Origin of the sequence: Photobacterium ganghwense, from assembly GCF_003025595.1 — a bacterium.
Taxonomy (GTDB): domain Bacteria; phylum Pseudomonadota; class Gammaproteobacteria; order Enterobacterales; family Vibrionaceae; genus Photobacterium; species Photobacterium ganghwense.
Genome location: NZ_PYMI01000001.1, coordinates 295,197 through 313,414, shown reverse-complemented (window position 1 = coordinate 313,414; position 18,218 = coordinate 295,197). Strand labels below are relative to the sequence as shown.

The following is an 18,218-nucleotide window of genomic DNA, read 5'->3' as shown; positions in this document are numbered from 1 at the left end:
CCGGCACGCCGTAGGAAACGAATAGGAAGACACACGTGTTAACTAACTTACAATTCGATGAATCGTCGCTGACCCAACGCTTAATGAATTTTCGCCGGGAATTTCACCGTTACCCGGAAGCTGCCTGGCGGGAATTTTTCACGACCAGCCGGATTGCCGGTCACTTGGAAGCGCTGGGATATACCCTGTGTTTCAGCGATGAAATCATTCATCGGGATGCCATCATGGGGCGGGATGAAACGCTGGTGGCGCAAGCGCAGCAGCGTGCAATGGTCTGGGGTGCGGATGAGCGCTACATGACCAGAATGAACGGCATTACCGGTGTCGGTGCCATTCTTGATACCGGTAAACCGGGGCCGGTCATTGCCATGCGTTTTGACATTGATGCTGTTGAAGTGATGGAAAGCCAGAATGACTCACATCGTCCCCGTTTTCTGGGCTTTGCGTCGCTGGAGCCGGGCGTGACCCATGCCTGTGGCCATGATGCCCATAGCTCGATTGGTCTTGGGATCGCAGAAATTCTGGCAGCCAACACATCTCAGATGACAGGTACCATCAAGCTGCTGTTCCAACCGGCAGAAGAAGGCTGTCGCGCCGGTAAAGCCATTGCTGAAAGTGGCTGGCTGGACGATGTGGATTACCTTTTTGCCGCCCATATCGGAATGAATGTGCCGAGCGGGACGCTGGTGTGTGACCCTCAGCATTTCCTGTGCAGTTCCAAGTTTGACCTGCACTTTACCGGTAAACCGGCTCACGCCGGTATTGAACCTAACGCCGGTCACAACGCCCTCGCGGCGGCCTGTACGGCTGTGACTCAGATGCTGGCGATTCCCCGTCACCGTGACGGGATGACACGGGTGAACGTTGGACAGATGCATGCCGGTGACGGGCGCAATGTGATTCCGGCAAATGCGGTGCTGATGGGGGAAACCCGCGGTGAAAATCGCGAGCTGAACGCGTATATGTTCCAGCAGGTTGAAACGATCGCCAAGGCCGCAGGGCAGATGCACAACGTGCAGGTGGAGATCCGGCCACAAGGCGAAGCGATTGGGCTGGAAAACGATGTCGAGATGGTGAATCTGCTTGAACGCCTGGGGAAACCGAGCGGCTTTGCCGATGTGATGCGTGAGAAAGATTTCGGTGCCAGTGAAGACGCCGGTTATCTGGTTGATCGGGTGCAGGCGAACGGTGGTAAGGCGGTGTACTGCCTGATTGGTTCAGACCTGACAGCTGGCCACCACAACGGCGATTTTGATATTGATGAAAGCCGTATGTTGCCTGCTGTGCGCTTGTTCCTGAATGCGATCAGTAGCTTGCAACGGGAATCGCAGTTGAATGACGCGTCCCAGTGAAATAGCTCAATAAAGTAGCTTAAGAGCCATAGTTATCAGCATGTATTTAAGCTAGCTACGAGCATAGAATCGAGCATAGATTCAAGCATAGCTACGGGCATAGATACAAGATCACAGCTCAATAACATAGCACGGGAGCACAGCCTGAGTGGCAACGAATTAAGCCAACCATTTTTCGACCTAATGTCTGGCACAAATGTTCCACAGGGTTAGTTCTACTAAGGTTAGAGACAAACCGGTATACAGACCTCAGCGATAGCCTTGCTCATTGTAAGGACACTTCCGACAGACCCCGAAGCGAAAGTTTCGGGGTCTTTTTTATACTGAAACGAATTTGTTTAAGGTTCAGCACAAAAATTTTTCAAAAAGCGCATATTATTTCTATGGTTAAAGAAAACTAACTTTCATCGTCATGCGCCGACGGGGAACCGCCAGGAAGCTTTGTCAGCGCAGAACTATGTATGTATTTCGATCCGCAGTATCCAGAGTGCCTGAGTTTTATAGATTTGAGTTTCACAGACTTTAATTTCACAGGCCTAAGCCTAAGCCCAGCGCGTTGTCGTTCACATGAGGGAGCCGCACTTGTCCAGTACAGAAGGCAGCAACTCAGCCGAATCAGAAATTGTGATGACCCGGCCATCTACGTGGCTGATCCCTTTTTGTCTGAGCGATAAGTTCAAATTTGCCTTCCGTGTGGCGGTCAGCCTGACATTTGCCTACTTGTTCCCCATGGCGATGGGCTGGAGTAACCCGTCAACAGCAGCCACGACAGTCATGTTGATTGCATCAACTGGCAGTCGGCGTGAATCGCTGGCGAAGGGGACATTGCGGGTTCTAGGCACTCTGCTCGGTGGCTTTATCGGACTGGTGCTGGTGGGCATGTTCGCGCAAGACCGCATGCTGTATCTGCTGGTGGTGTCGCTGGTCGTGACAGTGGTTTTCTATATCCGCTCTGCCTATCTCAATGATCCCACCTTGTTCATGCTCACCGGGGTCACCACGCTGATGATGTATCACGGTGGTGATGCACAGGGCGCGTTTCTTTACGGCATCGAACGTATTTATATGACTGTGTTTGGTGTGGTGGTGTACACCCTGATTGGGATCTTTTTGTTTCCACCCCGGGTAGAGCAAAACTTGCATCAGATGGCTGACGCACTGGCCGCGGTGCAGAAAGGGTTATTTGATGCTATCTGCCAACCGCCGGAATCCCTGTCATCAGAAACGGTTAGCCACATGGCGGACAAAAGCCAAGCGGCGGAATTTCAGACCGATAAGAGTCGCAGCACGGATACCGAGCGAATTGTTTCCGATGCAGGTTCAGGGAGTGCTCCGCAGACTCAGACTCATATCTCGCCGGAAGCAGATAAAAACGCTTCTCACACAGATTTAATGGCATTAACACAAGCGATGTTTGCCGCTCAGAAAGCCTTTGATACCCGGTATCAGACCCTGAATGCCGATTGCAGTGAAATTTCTGCCTATAAAACGGAATGGGACGGTGCTCAGGCGTTATTCAGCCAAATCACAGATTTGCTCGCGATGGCTGCCAGACAGCATCCCCGCGCCGGGGGGCACCCGGAGCATTATATCCGCGATTTTTCTGCCCGCTGTGAAGAGATTACGGCGCTGTTTGCCAGCTTGCCGGAGGCGTGGGAGAGCAAAGAAGTGTATCCACTTGTGGCACTTGAACCGATAGAGTGTGATGGTGATGTACTGAAACAGGCGAGCCATCTCTATCGTGGCGAAGCGATCACGCTGAATTATCTGCTTGGTCAGCTTCAGGAAAAACTGTGTCAGTTGCGCACCTGCATCAGCAGTATTGATTCGGTGACGGGCGGATTAGGGTTGGATCTGCCAACGCCTGCCGCCACACCTGACTTCCGCTGGTGGGATGCTGAAAATGCCAAAACTTCGATAAAGGTACTGCTGACCTACTGGCTGGCCGCCGCATTCTGGATCAATTTCAATCCACCAGGTGGATACAATGTGGTGATATACAGCGCCTTGCTGGTTTCGCTGCTGTCTTATATGCCGATACACCCGGTGCTGCTGCTGATTCTGTTTACCCTCGGGTTTGCGTTTTCTGTGCCTTCCTATGTTTTTATCCTGCCACAGCTGACCATAGGCTCAGAACTGGCCGTATTCATTTTTCTGTATACATTTATTGGTTTCTACCTGCTGAAAGGGCCGGTCACGATCTTCTTCCTGCTTGGGATGTTCACGATCGGTATCAACAACACCATGGTGTACAACTTCAATATCACCATCACCATAGTGACGATGTTTTATCTCATTACGTTCACGGTAATTTTGTCGCATTACCTGCCGTTTACCAGCCGCCCCGAAGCGCTGATGCTGATTTTCCGCGAACGTTTTTTCCGCCACTGCTATCGCTTATTCCGGCTGATGCAAAAGCCAAAGCTGACAATTCGGGATCGTATTCTGCGTCGGTGGCATCGGGTCACCATGCAGGCCACACTGGGTAAAATGAAGGTCTGGAGCCAGAAAGTACCGACAAAGTCGTTTCCCGATATCGATCAGCAGGACATGGCAGCGTTTATCGCTGCGTGTGAGGTATTTCAGCATCATTTATTAATGCTGGATCGGGGCAAGTCAAAGCTGAGCGACAACGAAATTGTGCTTAATGCACAGAAAAAACACCGGGACCAAATTTTACCGGCGGTCGCTAAATCTCTGATGGCCGCACCGGAGAAGAGGGATCCACCACCACATGAATCGGAAGATCTCCGGCAGGATTATCATGAACTGGAACATCGGTTGGATCAGTATTTTGAGCATATCGTGCTGGAAAAGCACAGCAGTAAAGACATTGCCGGATTTTATTTTTTCCTAAACTTGAAGAAAAACTTATTTGAATCATTGATGTTATGTAAGCGTGCCCATGATCAGGTTCCCTGGTCGGCACTTCGCATGACACGTTTTTAAGGGGAAAGGCGTGACAGGCAAACTGAATGTCTGGTTTCTCGTGGGTGTCTTGGCCTCCATGCCCGGTTGTACCGTACTGGGGCCGAATTTTACCGGAGTTGATCCGGTGCCGTTGCCTGCCAGTTGGGATCAGAGGGATTATCAGCTCAGCCAGACGCAGACCGCACGCTGGTGGCAGCAGTTTAACGACCCCAACCTCAATCATCTGGTTGATTTGGCGGCGCAGCAGAATTTGGATCTGACCGCGGCCGGTTTGCGGATTCTGCAGGCCAGAGCGGCATTAGGGGTGGCTGACGGATTGCGGTATCCACAACGGCAGACGGTATCCGGGCGACTGGCAAAGGTCTATCAGTCGGAACAAACTTTCGATAATACCAACCTGACGTTTGATGCGGCCTGGGAGCTTGATGTCTGGGGGCGTTACGTGCGGGGCATAGAATCGGCAGAAGCGGCAATGTATGCCTCTATTGCCTCTTATCATGATGTGCTGGTGACCATTACGGCGGAAGTGGTCCGCAATTACATCAACTACCGCACCTTCGAAGAGCGTATTCTGCTGTCGCTGCGTAACATCGATATCCAGAAGCGGGTCGCCAAAATCACCCAGGTGCAGTATGAATCGGGCGATGTGACGGAGCTCGATGTACAGCAGGCGAACACCCAGCTGTATAACACTCAGTCTGCCTTGCCCAGCCTGAAAATCGGTTTGATACAGTCCCGTAATGCGCTGGCTGTGTTGCTGGGAATGCTGCCGGACGACGTGGAGATCTTGCTGAAGAGCCCCGCCGTCAGGGCAAAAGTCGCTGCCTTTGATAACAAGTATGAGACCCACCTCAACAGCCGACTGTCTGAAAACTATGATCAACTATCCCTGATACCGGTTCCGCCGCGGGTTCAGCCACGCATTGAAGCATCTCTAGTGCTGCGGCGCCCGGACTTGCAGTTGGCGGAGTTACAGGCTCATGCGCAAAGCAGCCGGATAGGGATCGCTCAGGCAGACCTGTATCCGCAGTTTACGCTCTTTGGTGCCATTGGTTTTGATAGCACAGTACCGGCCGGTGGTGACTTTTCTTCCAGTAAAGCCTTGAACCTGCAAATGGGGCCTTCTTTTTCCTGGAACATTTTTCAGTACGGCAGGGTGAAAAATAATATCCGGCTGGAAGATGCCCGTTTCGAGGAAACCCTGACCAACTACAACCGGCAGGTGTTGCTGGCGGTGCAGGAAGTCACGAATGCCCTGGAGTCTTATCAGCTTAACCGTGAGCAGAAACTGCTGGCGTTTAACTCTGTGGATGCCTCGGTTCGGGCCTTTAACATCTCACTGACCCAGTACCAGAACGGTCAGATTAGCTTTGAGCGATTACTGGATTCTGTCGAGAAGATGACTCGCAGTGAAGATAACTACGCCATTGTGAAAGGCAGTGTCGCGACGCAGGTTGTGGCGCTGTACAAATCGCTGGGCGGCGGCTGGGAAGCCAATACCGGCAAGGCATTCGTCAGTGAGGCAACTCGCGAAAAAATGGCAGAGCGCACCGACTGGGGTGACATGCTGGAAGAGACAACACTGCCGCCGTGGGCGCCGGAACCGGTCACGCCGGCCAAATCCCCGTTCGGGGATCCGATTGACCCGGCCAAGCAACGTTATCCGGGAGGACCCTGATGCCATATGAATTATCGTGGGGAGATGTGTATTTTTCCCCGTTTTTACTGGTGGTGGTCATTGCCATTGTGGCTGCCTGGGTGACCGTGATGTTGCTGAATGCCACGCGGTTGTCCCGACTGATTGCCTTTCCGTCGGTCACTTTTCTGGCGTTTGTCGTGTTCTACATCGTGGCAGTGGATGCCTACTTTATCCGTTTTTAGGTGCAGCTATGAAAAAAATTAAAAAGCTCATCGTGGTGCTGATTAATGTCCTGATCATTGGCGGGGCGGTGTATTTCGGCTACCAGAAATACGAGGAGTATTTTGCCAATCCCTGGACCCGAAACGGACAGGTCAGGGCCAATATTGTGAAAGTGGCACCGCGGGTTTCCGGCCCGGTGGTAACGGTGGCGGTGAAAGACAACCAGTTTGTGCGCAAAGGGGATTTGCTGTTTGAAATTGACCCGACCACCTTTGATGTTGCGCTGTCTCAGGCTGAATCGGCACTGGAGCGTTCCCGTATCAGCGCCAAGGGCAAAAAAATCGAATACGACCGGTTGTTGGATATTCAGGCCAAAGATCGTGGCGCGGTGTCGCTGAAAGACTTAACCCGTAGGGAAATCAGCTATCAGGAATCGCTGGTGCAAATTCGTATTGCGGAGCAGAAAGTACATGCGGCTAAACTGAATCTTGAGTTTACCCGGATTGTGGCTTCGGTCGATGGCTATGTCTCCAACCTGGATATCCGGGAGGGAACGCAGGCCGTCGCGAATCAGCCGTTGCTGGCACTGGTGGATGTTAACAGCTTCTGGGTGTTTGCGTACTTCCGTGAAAATGAGCTGTCTCGTATTCACATTGGGGATGATGCCAAAGTGACGCTGATGGCGTATCCGGAGCAGCCAATTGATGCGGTGGTCGACTCACTGGGTTGGGGGATTGCCCCGCAGGACGGCAGTGTCGGCTATAACCTGCTACCTAACGTTAACCCGGTTTTCCAGTGGATCCGGCTGGCACAGCGTATTCCGGTGCGCATTATGGTTGGCGATCTGCCGGAAGGAGTTCACCTGCGATTCGGTATGACAGCGTCGGTCATGGTCCTCGACCAATCAGACAAGCAACAGAACCAATGAGGAGGCGGTAGGATGGGGCGAAAAATCACCGAGCAGAACAATTTCTACTACATGACGCTGGCCCTGATCATTTTGTTGATTTCCACGTCACTCGGCATGGTCATTAAACAGAACTGGTTGGACACAATTTTTCAGGCCATCACGATTTTTACTTTTCTCGTCTGCCTGATCAGCCTCCGCTTTGCCGTCGGATGGTATCGTTTTTTGATGACTATCATGATTATCTGGGTCGTATTGGCAATCAGCAAAAATGTCTTCGGCATTACGCAGGTCGACATTGCCATGATGTTGTTGATGCTCATGTTTTTTATCGGCACCTTTAAAGCCATTGTTCGGCAGATCCTGTTCACAGGATCGATTGATAACAACAAAGTGGTTGGCTCGCTCGCGCTCTTTCTGTTGCTGGGGCTGATATGGGCGATTCTTTATTTGTTAATTCTGGAATTTTCGCCTAGTTCTTTTGACGGGCTGGAATATCAGGATTGGGGGCTGAACTTTACCAATGTTGCTTACTTCAGCTTCGTGACCCTTACAACGCTGGGCTACGGTGATATCAGCCCGGTGACGCCGTTTGCTCAGGTTGTCGTGTATCTGGAAGCGATTGCCGGTGTGTTCTATATGGCTATTGTGGTAGCCAGCCTTGTTGGTGCCAGTCAGAGTAATCAGGAAAAGCATGATGAATAATCAAAATCCGCAACACTCAGAATCGAGCAGTGCCTTTATCAACAACATGGTCGAGTCAGCCATTCGAATTGGTTTGCTGTTTGTGCTGGTCGTGTGGACCTATGACATCATTAAACCCTTTCTTATCCCGGTGCTGTGGGGGGCCATTATTGCGGTGGCGCTGATGCCGGTGACCAAAAAGCTGGCTAACTGGCTCAACGGCAAGGAAAGTCTGGCCGCCACGCTGCTGGCATTGCTCGGTGTGCTGGTGCTGATTGTGCCGCTGATTCTGGTCATGGGGTCAATTTATGATGGCATTATCAGGCTCACGGAGGTGTTTCAGGCCGGAGAGATTCGTATTCCCGGCCCGACCGACCGGATAGCGGCCATTCCGGTGATAGGGGACAAGCTCTACAGTATTTGGTCATTATTCTCTACCAACCTGGAGCAAGCCATCACCAATTATCTGCCGCAGATTAAAACCGCCGTCGGGGCGTTTGCGGGCATCCTTGGAAGCGGGGTGATCACGGTGGTGATGTCCGTCATTTCCCTGCTGATTGCCGCCGCCTTTATGGCTAATGCGGAGTCCATGTCGAAAGCGGTCAAAACCGTGTCGATACGGATAGCCGGCCCGAAAGGGGAACAGTGGGCAAGCCTGATTGCCGCAACGATTCGCAGTGTGTTGCTGGGTGTGGTTGGGGTGGCTTTTATTCAGGCCATTCTGATTGGCGCGGCGTTTTTCGTCTTCGGTATTCCGGCGGCAGGCGGTCTGACACTGCTGGTCTTTATTTTGGCGATTGCCCAGTTACCGGCACTGATAATTGTGCTGCCGGTGATCATTTATGTCTTTTCGTACATGGATACGACGCCGGCGACCATCTTTACGGTCTGGGTTCTGCTAGCTGGCTTGTCGGACAATATCCTGAAACCCATGCTAATGGGACGGGGTGTCGAAATACCTATGCCGGTTATCCTGATTGGTGCCATCGGCGGGATGCTGGTCTCAGGAATCATCGGTTTGTTTGTGGGAGCCGTAGTACTGGCTATCTGGTACGAACTGTTCACCCATTGGGTGAGAACGCCGGTCGGCCAGCCTGAAAAGGCTGACGAGACGGCCCTAAATACCGAGGACTGACGTTATCAGCCCCGTCTGACACCTGACGACGGGGCTGAGTTTATCCCACCGCCTGGTATTGTTCGTTCGGTCACGCCCGGAGGAAAAGGCGCTATCTGGCTACCGAGGGCGTTATTCTGCTACCAGCAGCACTATACAGTTGCTATATGAAACCTTTTGAGTCTGTTATCGTGGTCGCAGTATCGCAAGCAACGGGGTTGTCATGCAGCAGTTCTTTGAACAAATTTATCAATACCTGAATCCATCCAAAAATCCTGATCTTTCTGCCGCCAGTGAGCAATGGGAAGCCCAGTTGCCCACGCTCTGGTTACTGGGAAAAACCGGTGCGGGCAAGTCTTCTCTGATTGAATCCGTGACCGGAAACAGCGCAATTGAAATCGGCAATGGTTTTCAACCCTGCACGCAAACCTCAGTGGCTTATGCATTTCCGCAGGATAATCCGATCATTCGATTTCTTGATACTCGGGGACTGGCGGAAGCCAGTTATGATCCGGCAGAAGACATTGCCGCCTGCCTGAGTCAGAGCCATGCACTGATCGTCGTCATGAAAGCTGAAGAGCCTGAGCAGGGTGACGTGCTGCACGCGTTGGAAAAAATCCGTAAAGATGCCCGAATCCAGTCGTTGCTGCTGGTGCATACCGGTTGTTTATCCATTCCGCAACGTGATCAGCGCCAGCAGGCGATAGCCCATAACCAGGCGCAGGTCACGGCAGTCTGGGGAAAGTCGTTCACTTCGGTCGAGGTGGATTTTGCTGTTTTTGAGTCTTCGGATAGTACTGGTTCGCAGGTACCGCATGGCTGGTCAGCCCTGACGGCGCAGATGGCCGAGTTGATGCCGGTGTTGTATTTGCTGCGTCAGGAGCAGCAGCATAAAGACGCGGAACATAGGAATTTTGCGACCTTGCAGCGGGAAGTATTGTGGTATGCCGGTACAGCGGGGGCATCCGATGCGTTGCCCGCGGTAGGGCTGGTTTCGGTCCCGGCTATTCAGGGCAAAATGCTGCACAGTCTGGGCGGTCACTACGGCGTGACATGGACACGGCAGCGTTTTGTCGAGTTTGTCGGTCTGCTGGGAGGAACATTTGCCCTTAAGTACCTGACCAAACTCGGGGTCAGACAAATCGTCAAGCTGGTGCCAGTGTATGGCCAGACCGTCGGCAGCGCGGTGGCTGTTGCGGTCAGCTTTGCCATGACCTATGCCATCGGACGTGCCGCCTGTAAGTACCTCTACCACCTAAGTAAAGGGGAATCGGTGACTGCGCAGGACGTGAAAAGCGTGTTTGAAGAGGCATTGAAACAGGTAAAAGCCAGTGGCGTTAACGGATTGCGCGACAAGGCCGGAGATCATAATGAAAAGAACAAAAAATAGCCTCGGGGTGTTATCTCGTCTGTCCGCCGGTGTCGTGCCGTTGCTCATGGCAGCCCTGACGCTGCCGTTACTGGTGCTGGCCGGGCTCGGGCTGGTCAGTGTGTTTCAGAATGACTATTGGTTACTGCTGTCTTTGGTGCTGGCCGGATCGGCTTTGCTGGTGCTAATCGGTTATCTCAGCTTACAGCGACGCCGGGCTAACGTGGAAGCTATGACCGATTTCGAGCTGGAAGGGGACTATCAGGTTGCGCCTTCTGGTGAATGGGGCAGATTCGAACGCGAGGTCTGGCAAGCGTTGAACCGAGAGCTGGATGCAAGGCTTGATAAAACCACGACCTGGCCTTCACTGCGTGAACTGGGCACAGATTTGGCGATGGAAGTGGCCGGGCAATACCATCCAGAACGGCAGGGGAAGGCGCTGGCTTTTACTGCGCCGGAGTTTTTGCTGATGCTGGAAAACGTCAGTCAGCGATACCGCCGGTTTCTGCTCAACCATGTGCCTTTTGCTGAGCAGCTGAAACTGTCAACCCTTAAACAGGGTTACCTGTACAAAGAGAAGCTGGATACGGCCAAACAGGTCTATGATGTTTACCGGTTGTTTCGACTGGTCACGCCTGCCGGATGGATTGCTGAAGCCCGGGGACAAGTGCTGGGTTACCTGTTTGATGAAGTGAACGTGGATGTGCAATACAAACTGAAGAAGGTGCTGATGCAAGAGGTGATCTCAGTTGCCATTGACCTGTACAGCGGCCGGTTTGCTCTGGCTGACGATGAACTGGGGGAAAGTCATGGTCACGAAACCGATCAGAGTCACCTTGCGGCCGAAATCGAGCCGTTGCGGGTCGCTCTGCTGGGGCAGATCAGTGCCGGTAAATCGTCGCTGATTAATGCCTTTATCGGAAACCTGGTCGCCGAGGTGAATGCTATTCCGACAACTGACAGTGTAGTGATCCATAAATGCGAGGTGGAAGGCATTGATTGTATTCATCTGGTGGATCTGCCCGGTATAGACGGAACCGAAGCCAATCAGAAATTACTGCTGAAACAGGTGACGAACAGCGATGTGGTGCTCTGGGTCGTAAAAGCCAATCAACCAGCCAGACAGCTTGATGTCGCCTTCAAACAGGTGATTGATGCTTTTTATCAGCAACCGGAACATCGCAGCCGCAAGCGGCCTAAGATCATCATGCTGCTGAATCAAGTGGATCGTCTGTCGCCGGTTACCGAATGGGATCCTCCGTATTGTTTGGACCAGCCGACCAACCGGAAAGCTGAGAATATTCAGGCGGCACTGGCATACAACATCGCTCAGTTGCAGCCGGATGATGCAGTGGTGATTGCCATGCCAGATCAGCAACCGGCCTATCAGCTGGAGAAAGTGGGGGAAAGCCTGCTGGCAGCGTTTGAGGATGGCGTTAATACACAGCTCAACCGGCGTCGGATTGAGCATGCGCGTGGCGCGTTAGGCGATCAGGCGAAACGGCTGTATCGACTGAGTAAAGTCGCACTGAGTCAGTGGTTTACCTGATTACTGTATTTGTGAGCGGTGCATTTTAGATAGGTGCACGTGTCATAAATGCAAAACTTAAACGCCATGAGTAAGCAGTTATCGCCGCTTCCACGGAACAGTCGGCGGTAACTGTTCTTCTGAATTATTGTTCTGAACTGTTTTTCTGATTAACGATTAACGATTTTGCGCGGGATCACCTCAACGCCCGCCCGGTAACGTCCCGCAATCGCATTGAGTGTCAGCTCCAGCGCACTGTCCGCAATCAGTTCAAATTGCTGAGGCAGCGACTGTATTTTCATCGGCAGAAAATCCAGTAACCGGTTATCACCAAATGTTGCCAGTCGCGTGCGCTGCATCAGGGAAGGATTCGCAAGCAGGGCATCGAGAACCCCTTCAAACAGGGTGTAAGACGTGGCCAGAATCGCATCTGGCATGATGTTCTGCTGAATCCATTGTTCCACCAGGTATTGCCCTTGCTTCTGGCTGAAATGATCGCCATTGGCAATCAGGGTTTTCACTTCAGGCTGATCTTTCTGCTGACTGTAAGTTCGAACTGCCGACAGGAAACCCTGTTCACGTTCACGGGACACACCCAGCTCAGGTACTGCGCCGATCAGGCCAATACTGGATACCTCTTCCTGCAACAGGCTAAGCGTCAGGGCATAGGCTCCGTCCAGATCCTCACTGATCACACTGGCAAACACTTCATCATCAAGTGCACGGTCGATGGCAACCACCGGCACACCGCTGGCCTGAATCCGTTTGTAAAACGCATTGTCACTGGGCAGCGAACTGGCCACAAGCAGGGCATCAATGCGGCGGCTTAACAAGGTGTCAGCCACTTTCATTTCGGTCTCCGGATCATCATCAGAGCAGGAGATGATCAGCTGATAACCCGCCTGACGAACATTGCTCTCCAGCAATTTTGCCAGTTTGGCATAGCTGCTGTTTTCCAGATCGGGAATGATCAGGCCAAACGAACGGCTGCTGCCTGCCCGCAGTGACGTGGCCGCATGATCCGGACGAAAGTTATGTTCGTTAACCACCGCCATGACTTTTTGCTGGGTTTTGTCACTGATGCGGTATTTCTCCGCTTTGCCGTTAATGACGTAGCTGGCTGTCGTGCGGGAGACTCCGGCAAGTTTGGCAATTTCGTCTAGCTTCATGTGATTTCTTTTTCTTAACGAGGTAGGCAGACCGTTGCATTCTACTGGCTTGGTCGGCATACGCAAAGGCTGTCTCGTTCCGAAAAGGCATTCGCCCCGGTGAGCCATTCAGGATCATGGATCCTGAATGGCTAGGGTAACGGCTTCCCGATCCTGTTTTGTGCGGCGGATCATAGATTGAATCATGAACCGTCGAACACATTTGCATTATTAGCTGAAACCATTCAGCATTCAAGCTGAAAGGTTTCAGCAGAGAGCGAGTTATTCCATTTATTGTGCTGAAACTTTTTATTTCCCCCTTTTGCTGAAACGATTCAGCAAGCAAGGGGTAGACTAGACTTAGACGGGAAGAGGCAGGACATCCTCACCGGGTTGAACAGAATGGGAGTGAATACATGCTGACGTTATCGACAAAAGATATTCAGCTACAGCAAGCTGCGGCAGACAAGCAGGAAGCCATCAAAGCCATTGCGGCCGGTCTGGAGCAGCAGGGGCTGGTTGAAACGGGTTACGTGAAGGGGATGCTGGATCGGGAAGCACAGAATTCCACTTTTCTTGGCAACGGCATTGCGATTCCGCACGGTACAACAGATACCCGCGGTCTGGTTAAGCAGACTGGCGTGCGTATTCATCATTTTCCGCAGGGCGTCAGCTGGGGGGATGACAAAACCGTGTATCTGGCAATTGGTATTGCTGCCAAATCGGATGAACACCTTGGCATTCTCAAGCAACTGACCAAAGTGCTGTCCGCTGACGGCGTGGAGGAAAAACTGCGTACCGCAGCAAACGCAGAAGGGTTGATCGCGATTCTGAACGGTGAAACACAGTTGGAAGCCGATTTTGATGACTCACTGATTCAGCTCGAGTTCCCGGCGACCGATCTGATTCAGCTGACGGCCGTGGCGGCCGGCTTGGTGAAAAACCGTCAGTCTGCCACGAACGAAACCGTGGCAGCAGCCATCGCAACAGGCGCGACGTATCTGGGGCAGGGATTATGGCTGGCAAAAAGCCGAGCCGGTGTTACTCGTACCACGCTGTCATTGGTCACTCCTGCTACAGCCTTTAAGGAAGAGGGGCAGCCGGTAAAAGGCTTGCTGTTTGTGGCTGCGTGTAATGGCGCACATGTAAAAAATCTCACTTACCTGGCGCAACTGCTGTACAAGCAGCAGGCTGATAAACTGTTCACCTCTGCTGCTGACAAGATCGTTGCGCTGCTGACCGAAGAAGTGATTGAAGGCAACAGCCAGACGTTCAAAATTCGTAACCCGCATGGTCTGCATGCCCGTCCGGGAGCGATGCTGGTCAGTGTTGCGAAGAAATTTGATGCCAACATTCTGGTTGCCAACCTGAATGGGGATGGTAAAGCCGTGAATGCCAAGAGTCTGATGAAAGTGATCGCCCTTGGGGTTAAACAAGGTCATGAGCTGGCCTTTACAGCGCAAGGTGATGACGCTGATGAGGCGCTGGCCGCTATTGGTCAGGCCATTGCCGATGGTCTGGGTGAGGGCAGATGATGAGTCAGGTCAATCAAAATGCACCACGTGTTGTCACTGTTACCCTGAATCCGGCGCTGGATCTGACCGGTAATCTGGCATCCCTGACGCCGGGCGCGGTGAATCTGGTGGAAAGCGGCAGTCTGCATCCGGCTGGAAAAGGCGTCAATGTTGCCAAAGTACTGGCCGAACTCGGGGCGAAAGTGACCGTGACCGGTTTGCTGGGAGCGGATAATCAGGAGCCTTTCTGTCAACTGTTTGCCGAGCTGGGTGCAGAAGATGCCTTTGTCCGGGTGAAAGGTGCCAGCCGTATAAACGTAAAGCTGGTGGAACAGGACGGCCGTGTCAGCGACATTAATTTCCCGGGTGTTGAAGTCGGGGCGGATGACATTGCTGCGTTCGAACGCACCTTGTTTACGCTGGCGGAAACCCACGATGTGTTTGTTATCTCAGGCAGTCTGCCGCGCGGTTTGTCGCCTGAACAATGCGCACAATGGATCGCAACACTGCATGAGCAAGGCAAGCAAGTGCTGTTTGACAGCAGCAAAGCCGCGCTGACGGCGGGTCTCGAAGCCGCACCATGGCTGGTGAAACCCAATGATGAAGAATTGTCTGACTGGGCGGGCAAGCCGCTGGCTCATCAAGCAGAGCTTAAATCGGCCGCAGAGCAGCTGGCAACCAAAGCGATCGCCAATGTGGTGGTATCACTAGGGGCTGAAGGAGTGATGTGGCTGGACAAAGACGGCTGGCTGCGTTCTCAGCCTCCGAAAATGCAAGTGGTAAGTACTGTCGGGGCCGGTGACACATTAGTCGCCGGGCTGTGCTGGGGACACCTGAATAATTGGAACAAAGAAGAGACACTGAGTTTTGCAACGGCATTGTCTGCGCTGGCCGTGAGTCAGGTCGGCGTCGGTGTGGAAGACATCGAGCAAGTGCTGAAAGTAAAAGAAAGTGTCCGGATTGATAACGTGACGTGCTAACGCGGATCAGAGGGTTTTGATATGAAATTAGCGATTCTAACAGCGTGCCCTAGCGGTATTGCAAACAGTGTGATTGCGGCGGGATTGATGGAAAAAGCGTCCGCCGATCTGAAATGGACAACGAGTATTGAGTGCCAGTCTTCAGTCGTCGCGGGTAAGACACTGACTCAGGCACAAATTGATGATGCAGACTGTATTGTTATCGTTGCTGACACGGCGGTCGATACTCGTCGTTTTGTGGGTAAGAAAGTTTATCAGGCCTGTATTGCTGACTGTCTGGCCGATCCAAAAGCTTTCCTTGAAACTGCCGTAACCAATGCCGCTGCATTGCAGACTGCTGATAGCGTCGAGCCAAGCTCTATACCAAGCTCAGGGCTAAGTTCTGGGCAAAGTGCATCGAGTGAAGCGTTACTCGTTTCTGGCACCAAGCGGATTGTGGCGATTACGGCCTGTCCGACCGGGGTGGCGCACACCTTTATGGCAGCTGAAGCGCTGGAAGATGAAGGCAAGCGTCAGGGGCATCAGATCAAGGTTGAAACCCGTGGTTCGGTGGGCGCAAAAAACCAGCTGACGGCTGAAGAAATCGCGGCGGCGGATCTAGTTATTATCGCAGCGGATATCGAAGTGGATTTATCGCGCTTTGACGGTAAGAAACTGTATAAAACCAGTACGGGTCTGGCACTGAAGAAAACAGCCTCCGAACTGGATAAAGCTTTCTCAACGGCCTCGGTTTATCGCCATCAGGGTGGTCAGGCGTCTGACGGTGAACAAAAGCAAGAGAAAGCCGGTGCCTATAAACACCTGATGACCGGGGTGTCACACATGCTGCCGCTGGTGGTGGCTGGTGGTCTGGCTATTGCGCTGTCGTTCGTATTCGGTATTGAGGCATTTAAAGAAGAAGGCACACTGGCAGCGGCCCTGATGAGCATCGGCGGGGGTTCGGCGTTTGCGCTGATGGTTCCGGTGCTGGCAGGCTATATCGCATTTTCGATTGCGGATCGTCCTGGACTGGCGCCGGGTCTGATTGGTGGTATGCTGGCTAGCTCAACGGGTGCCGGTTTCCTGGGGGGGATCGTAGCCGGTTTCCTTGCCGGTTATACCGCGAAATTTGTCGCAGATAAAGTCAGACTGCCACAGTCGATGGAAGCGTTGAAGCCTATCCTAATTATTCCTCTGGTTGCCAGCCTGGTCACCGGTCTTATCATGATTTATGTGGTGGGTGGCCCGGTTTCGACGGCAATGACAGCACTGACTGATTTCCTAAATAACATGGGGTCAGCAAATGCTGTTCTGCTGGGGATTATTCTGGGTTCCATGATGTGTTTCGACCTGGGTGGTCCGGTGAACAAAGCAGCGTACACCTTCGGTGTAGGACTGCTGGCTTCACAAACTTATGCTCCGATGGCGGCCATTATGGCGGCTGGTATGGTACCGGCGCTGGGGATGGGATTGGCGACGTTTCTGGCTAAACGCAAGTTTAATGCTAACGAAGCAGAAGCCGGTAAAGCCTCCTTTGTTCTGGGACTGTGCTTTATCTCAGAAGGGGCGATACCTTTCGCAGCCCGTGACCCAATGCGAGTGATCCCTAGTTGTATGATGGGTGGCGCGTTGACTGGGGCATTGTCGATGTTGTTCGGCGCAAAACTGATGGCTCCGCACGGTGGGTTGTTTGTTCTGCTGATTCCGAATGCAATCACACCCGTGTTCATGTATCTGGTCGCGATTGCTGCCGGTACTATCGTTACCGGTGTGACGTACGCTTTCCTGAAGAAATCGGATGAAGAATTGTTGGTCGCGGCGCAGGCAAAGTAAGTGGTACAGCAAAATAATCAGGTTTCGTTTCTGAAATCCTAAAAAAAGCCCCGGCATAAATTGCCGGGGCTGTTGCCACCGCTGCCTACGATTTTGTGTCGTGGTCACCTTATTTAGGTTTCAGAGTGACGCTCCCCCAATGCTGTACAATGTACAGCAAGCTCTGATTGACGCACTAGTTATAAGTAGACTTTCCCTGCGTATAATTAATTTAAAGCGCAAGTTTTATCGTTATTATATTTCCCAGTTTGTTTTTTATTTATTTTATATTTCTTTTTTATTGTTATTATTCCTCTGCTGCTAACAACAGATGTTCCCCATCAGTCACCAAAAGATATGACTTCCCAATATCTAAATTACAAACATCGGCAGAGTTCGCACCTAAATAAAGTTCACCGTTACAATTGTCTAATGTCATGTGGGGTGAAAAGGTGCCTTTTTTTACTTCTATTGTCGACATCGCCGATGACAGAGTTAATACCTGAGTATCTTTCGTTGTAAATATCCTGATTCGGTATTTTTCTGCAACCGGTGATGGTGTATGCAGATCCGTGGACAGCATCAGGTCACCACTGTCAGCCCAGGATACTGCCCAGAGCTTCTCTGAGTTATTCAGCAAAACATCATCCACCTGATTAACAAAAGTCTGGCTATTGGTATCGGTCACACCAATATTGACTTTTGTTGGTGTTGATGTGGTCCAGCTAATTGAATGATATTGTCCATCGTTATCCAACACTGTCGCAACTTTATTATTGCCGTCGAATAACTGAGAACTGTCGGATGTCTGTTTGACATAAAAGTCGATTGATTCATTAACAATATTAATTAAATCAATCCCGGCTTTTCTGACACTGATATCATCCATTGAACTGACAGAAGGGGTGGGGTCTCCGTCTGAGCCACCTCCGCCGCAGCCAAATAAAAGAACGGTCGTGAGAATTGTTAGCGCTGGCCTAATCATGCTAGGAACCTCGTTATAATAATTTCTGAAGCTCAGGATAAGCATATTGCAAGA

The 18,218-nt window shown here is 51.9% G+C and carries 14 protein-coding genes; 12 read left to right on the top strand and 2 right to left on the bottom strand.

The annotated features are described in order from the left end of the window. The first annotated feature begins 35 nt into the window (after positions 1 to 35). From C9I92_RS01425 to C9I92_RS01385, 9 genes are all read left to right on the top strand, one after another. Entirely contained in the window at positions 36 to 1,352 is a 1,317-nt protein-coding gene (locus C9I92_RS01425) for an amidohydrolase (protein ID WP_047885620.1), read from the top strand. Between the two features lie 663 nt (positions 1,353 to 2,015). Continuing rightward, positions 2,016 to 4,301 (top strand): FUSC family protein, encoded by a 2,286-nt coding sequence (locus C9I92_RS01420; protein WP_428838603.1) that lies wholly within the window; start codon positions 2,016 to 2,018, stop codon positions 4,299 to 4,301. A gap of 58 nt (positions 4,302 to 4,359) precedes the next feature. Next, entirely contained in the window at positions 4,360 to 5,961 is a 1,602-nt protein-coding gene (locus tag C9I92_RS01415) for a TolC family protein (RefSeq protein WP_084712580.1), read from the top strand. Beyond that, positions 5,961 to 6,164, top strand: a complete 204-nt coding sequence (locus C9I92_RS01410; RefSeq protein ID WP_047885618.1) for a DUF1656 domain-containing protein — start codon at positions 5,961 to 5,963, stop codon at positions 6,162 to 6,164. Before C9I92_RS01415 ends, C9I92_RS01410 begins: the two co-directional genes overlap by 1 nt. A gap of 17 nt (positions 6,165 to 6,181) precedes the next feature. Next, positions 6,182 to 7,072: an HlyD family secretion protein gene (locus tag C9I92_RS01405; protein ID WP_047885720.1), complete on the top strand. Its 891-nt coding sequence runs from the start codon at positions 6,182 to 6,184 to the stop codon at positions 7,070 to 7,072. A 12-nt stretch (positions 7,073 to 7,084) separates the two neighbouring features. Next, on the top strand, positions 7,085 to 7,756 hold the full coding sequence (locus tag C9I92_RS01400; protein WP_047885617.1) for a potassium channel family protein: 672 nt from the start codon (positions 7,085 to 7,087) through the stop codon (positions 7,754 to 7,756). Beyond that, positions 7,749 to 8,870, top strand: coding sequence for an AI-2E family transporter (locus C9I92_RS01395; RefSeq protein ID WP_047885616.1), 1,122 nt, complete (start codon positions 7,749 to 7,751; stop codon positions 8,868 to 8,870). The genes C9I92_RS01400 and C9I92_RS01395 overlap by 8 nt, the downstream gene beginning before the upstream one ends. A 202-nt stretch (positions 8,871 to 9,072) precedes the next feature. Beyond that, complete coding sequence (locus C9I92_RS01390; RefSeq protein ID WP_047885615.1) at positions 9,073 to 10,239, top strand: YcjF family protein; 1,167 nt, start codon at positions 9,073 to 9,075, stop codon at positions 10,237 to 10,239. Continuing rightward, positions 10,220 to 11,767, top strand: coding sequence for a GTPase family protein (locus C9I92_RS01385; protein ID WP_047885614.1), 1,548 nt, complete (start codon positions 10,220 to 10,222; stop codon positions 11,765 to 11,767). The genes C9I92_RS01390 and C9I92_RS01385 overlap by 20 nt, the downstream gene beginning before the upstream one ends. A 149-nt stretch (positions 11,768 to 11,916) precedes the next feature. Here the strand turns inward: C9I92_RS01385 and cra are convergent, their stop codons facing one another. Beyond that, the gene (gene cra / locus C9I92_RS01380) at positions 11,917 to 12,915 is read right to left on the bottom strand and encodes a catabolite repressor/activator (protein WP_047885613.1); all 999 of its coding nucleotides are present in this window, start codon (positions 12,913 to 12,915) and stop codon (positions 11,917 to 11,919) included. A gap of 395 nt (positions 12,916 to 13,310) precedes the next feature. Between cra and fruB the strand changes: the two genes are divergently transcribed. From fruB to fruA, 3 genes are read left to right on the top strand one after another with little or no spacing between them, the layout of a single operon-like run. Beyond that, a complete protein-coding gene (gene fruB / locus C9I92_RS01375; RefSeq protein WP_047885612.1) occupies positions 13,311 to 14,429 on the top strand; it encodes a fused PTS fructose transporter subunit IIA/HPr protein in 1,119 nt (372 codons plus the stop codon). Continuing rightward, positions 14,429 to 15,388 (top strand): 1-phosphofructokinase, encoded by a 960-nt coding sequence (gene pfkB, locus C9I92_RS01370; RefSeq protein WP_169776031.1) that lies wholly within the window; start codon positions 14,429 to 14,431, stop codon positions 15,386 to 15,388. The genes fruB and pfkB overlap by 1 nt, the downstream gene beginning before the upstream one ends. Before the next feature lie 21 nt (positions 15,389 to 15,409). Continuing rightward, positions 15,410 to 17,200: a PTS fructose transporter subunit IIBC gene (gene fruA, locus C9I92_RS01365; protein WP_047885610.1), complete on the top strand. Its 1,791-nt coding sequence runs from the start codon at positions 15,410 to 15,412 to the stop codon at positions 17,198 to 17,200. Between the two features lie 286 nt (positions 17,201 to 17,486). Here the strand turns inward: fruA and C9I92_RS01360 are convergent, their stop codons facing one another. Further along, positions 17,487 to 18,164: a hypothetical protein gene (locus C9I92_RS01360; RefSeq protein WP_146149652.1), complete on the bottom strand. Its 678-nt coding sequence runs from the start codon at positions 18,162 to 18,164 to the stop codon at positions 17,487 to 17,489. Between the last annotated feature and the right edge of the window lie 54 nt (positions 18,165 to 18,218).

Excerpts from the sequence above, each read along its gene's own strand:
- cra (WP_047885613.1), bottom strand. The coding sequence starts at position 12,915 with ATGAAGCTAGACGAAATTGCCAAACTTGCCGGAGTCTCCCGCACGACA.
- C9I92_RS01415 (WP_084712580.1), top strand. The coding sequence starts at position 4,360 with ATGCCCGGTTGTACCGTACTGGGGCCGAATTTTACCGGAGTTGATCCG.
- pfkB (WP_169776031.1), top strand. The coding sequence starts at position 14,429 with ATGAGTCAGGTCAATCAAAATGCACCACGTGTTGTCACTGTTACCCTG.
- C9I92_RS01410 (WP_047885618.1), top strand. The coding sequence starts at position 5,961 with ATGCCATATGAATTATCGTGGGGAGATGTGTATTTTTCCCCGTTTTTA.
- fruB (WP_047885612.1), top strand. The coding sequence starts at position 13,311 with ATGCTGACGTTATCGACAAAAGATATTCAGCTACAGCAAGCTGCGGCA.
- C9I92_RS01400 (WP_047885617.1), top strand. The coding sequence starts at position 7,085 with ATGGGGCGAAAAATCACCGAGCAGAACAATTTCTACTACATGACGCTG.
- fruA (WP_047885610.1), top strand. The coding sequence starts at position 15,410 with ATGAAATTAGCGATTCTAACAGCGTGCCCTAGCGGTATTGCAAACAGT.
- C9I92_RS01360 (WP_146149652.1), bottom strand. The coding sequence starts at position 18,164 with ATGATTAGGCCAGCGCTAACAATTCTCACGACCGTTCTTTTATTTGGC.
- C9I92_RS01390 (WP_047885615.1), top strand. The coding sequence starts at position 9,073 with ATGCAGCAGTTCTTTGAACAAATTTATCAATACCTGAATCCATCCAAA.
- C9I92_RS01395 (WP_047885616.1), top strand. The coding sequence starts at position 7,749 with ATGAATAATCAAAATCCGCAACACTCAGAATCGAGCAGTGCCTTTATC.
- C9I92_RS01385 (WP_047885614.1), top strand. The coding sequence starts at position 10,220 with ATGAAAAGAACAAAAAATAGCCTCGGGGTGTTATCTCGTCTGTCCGCC.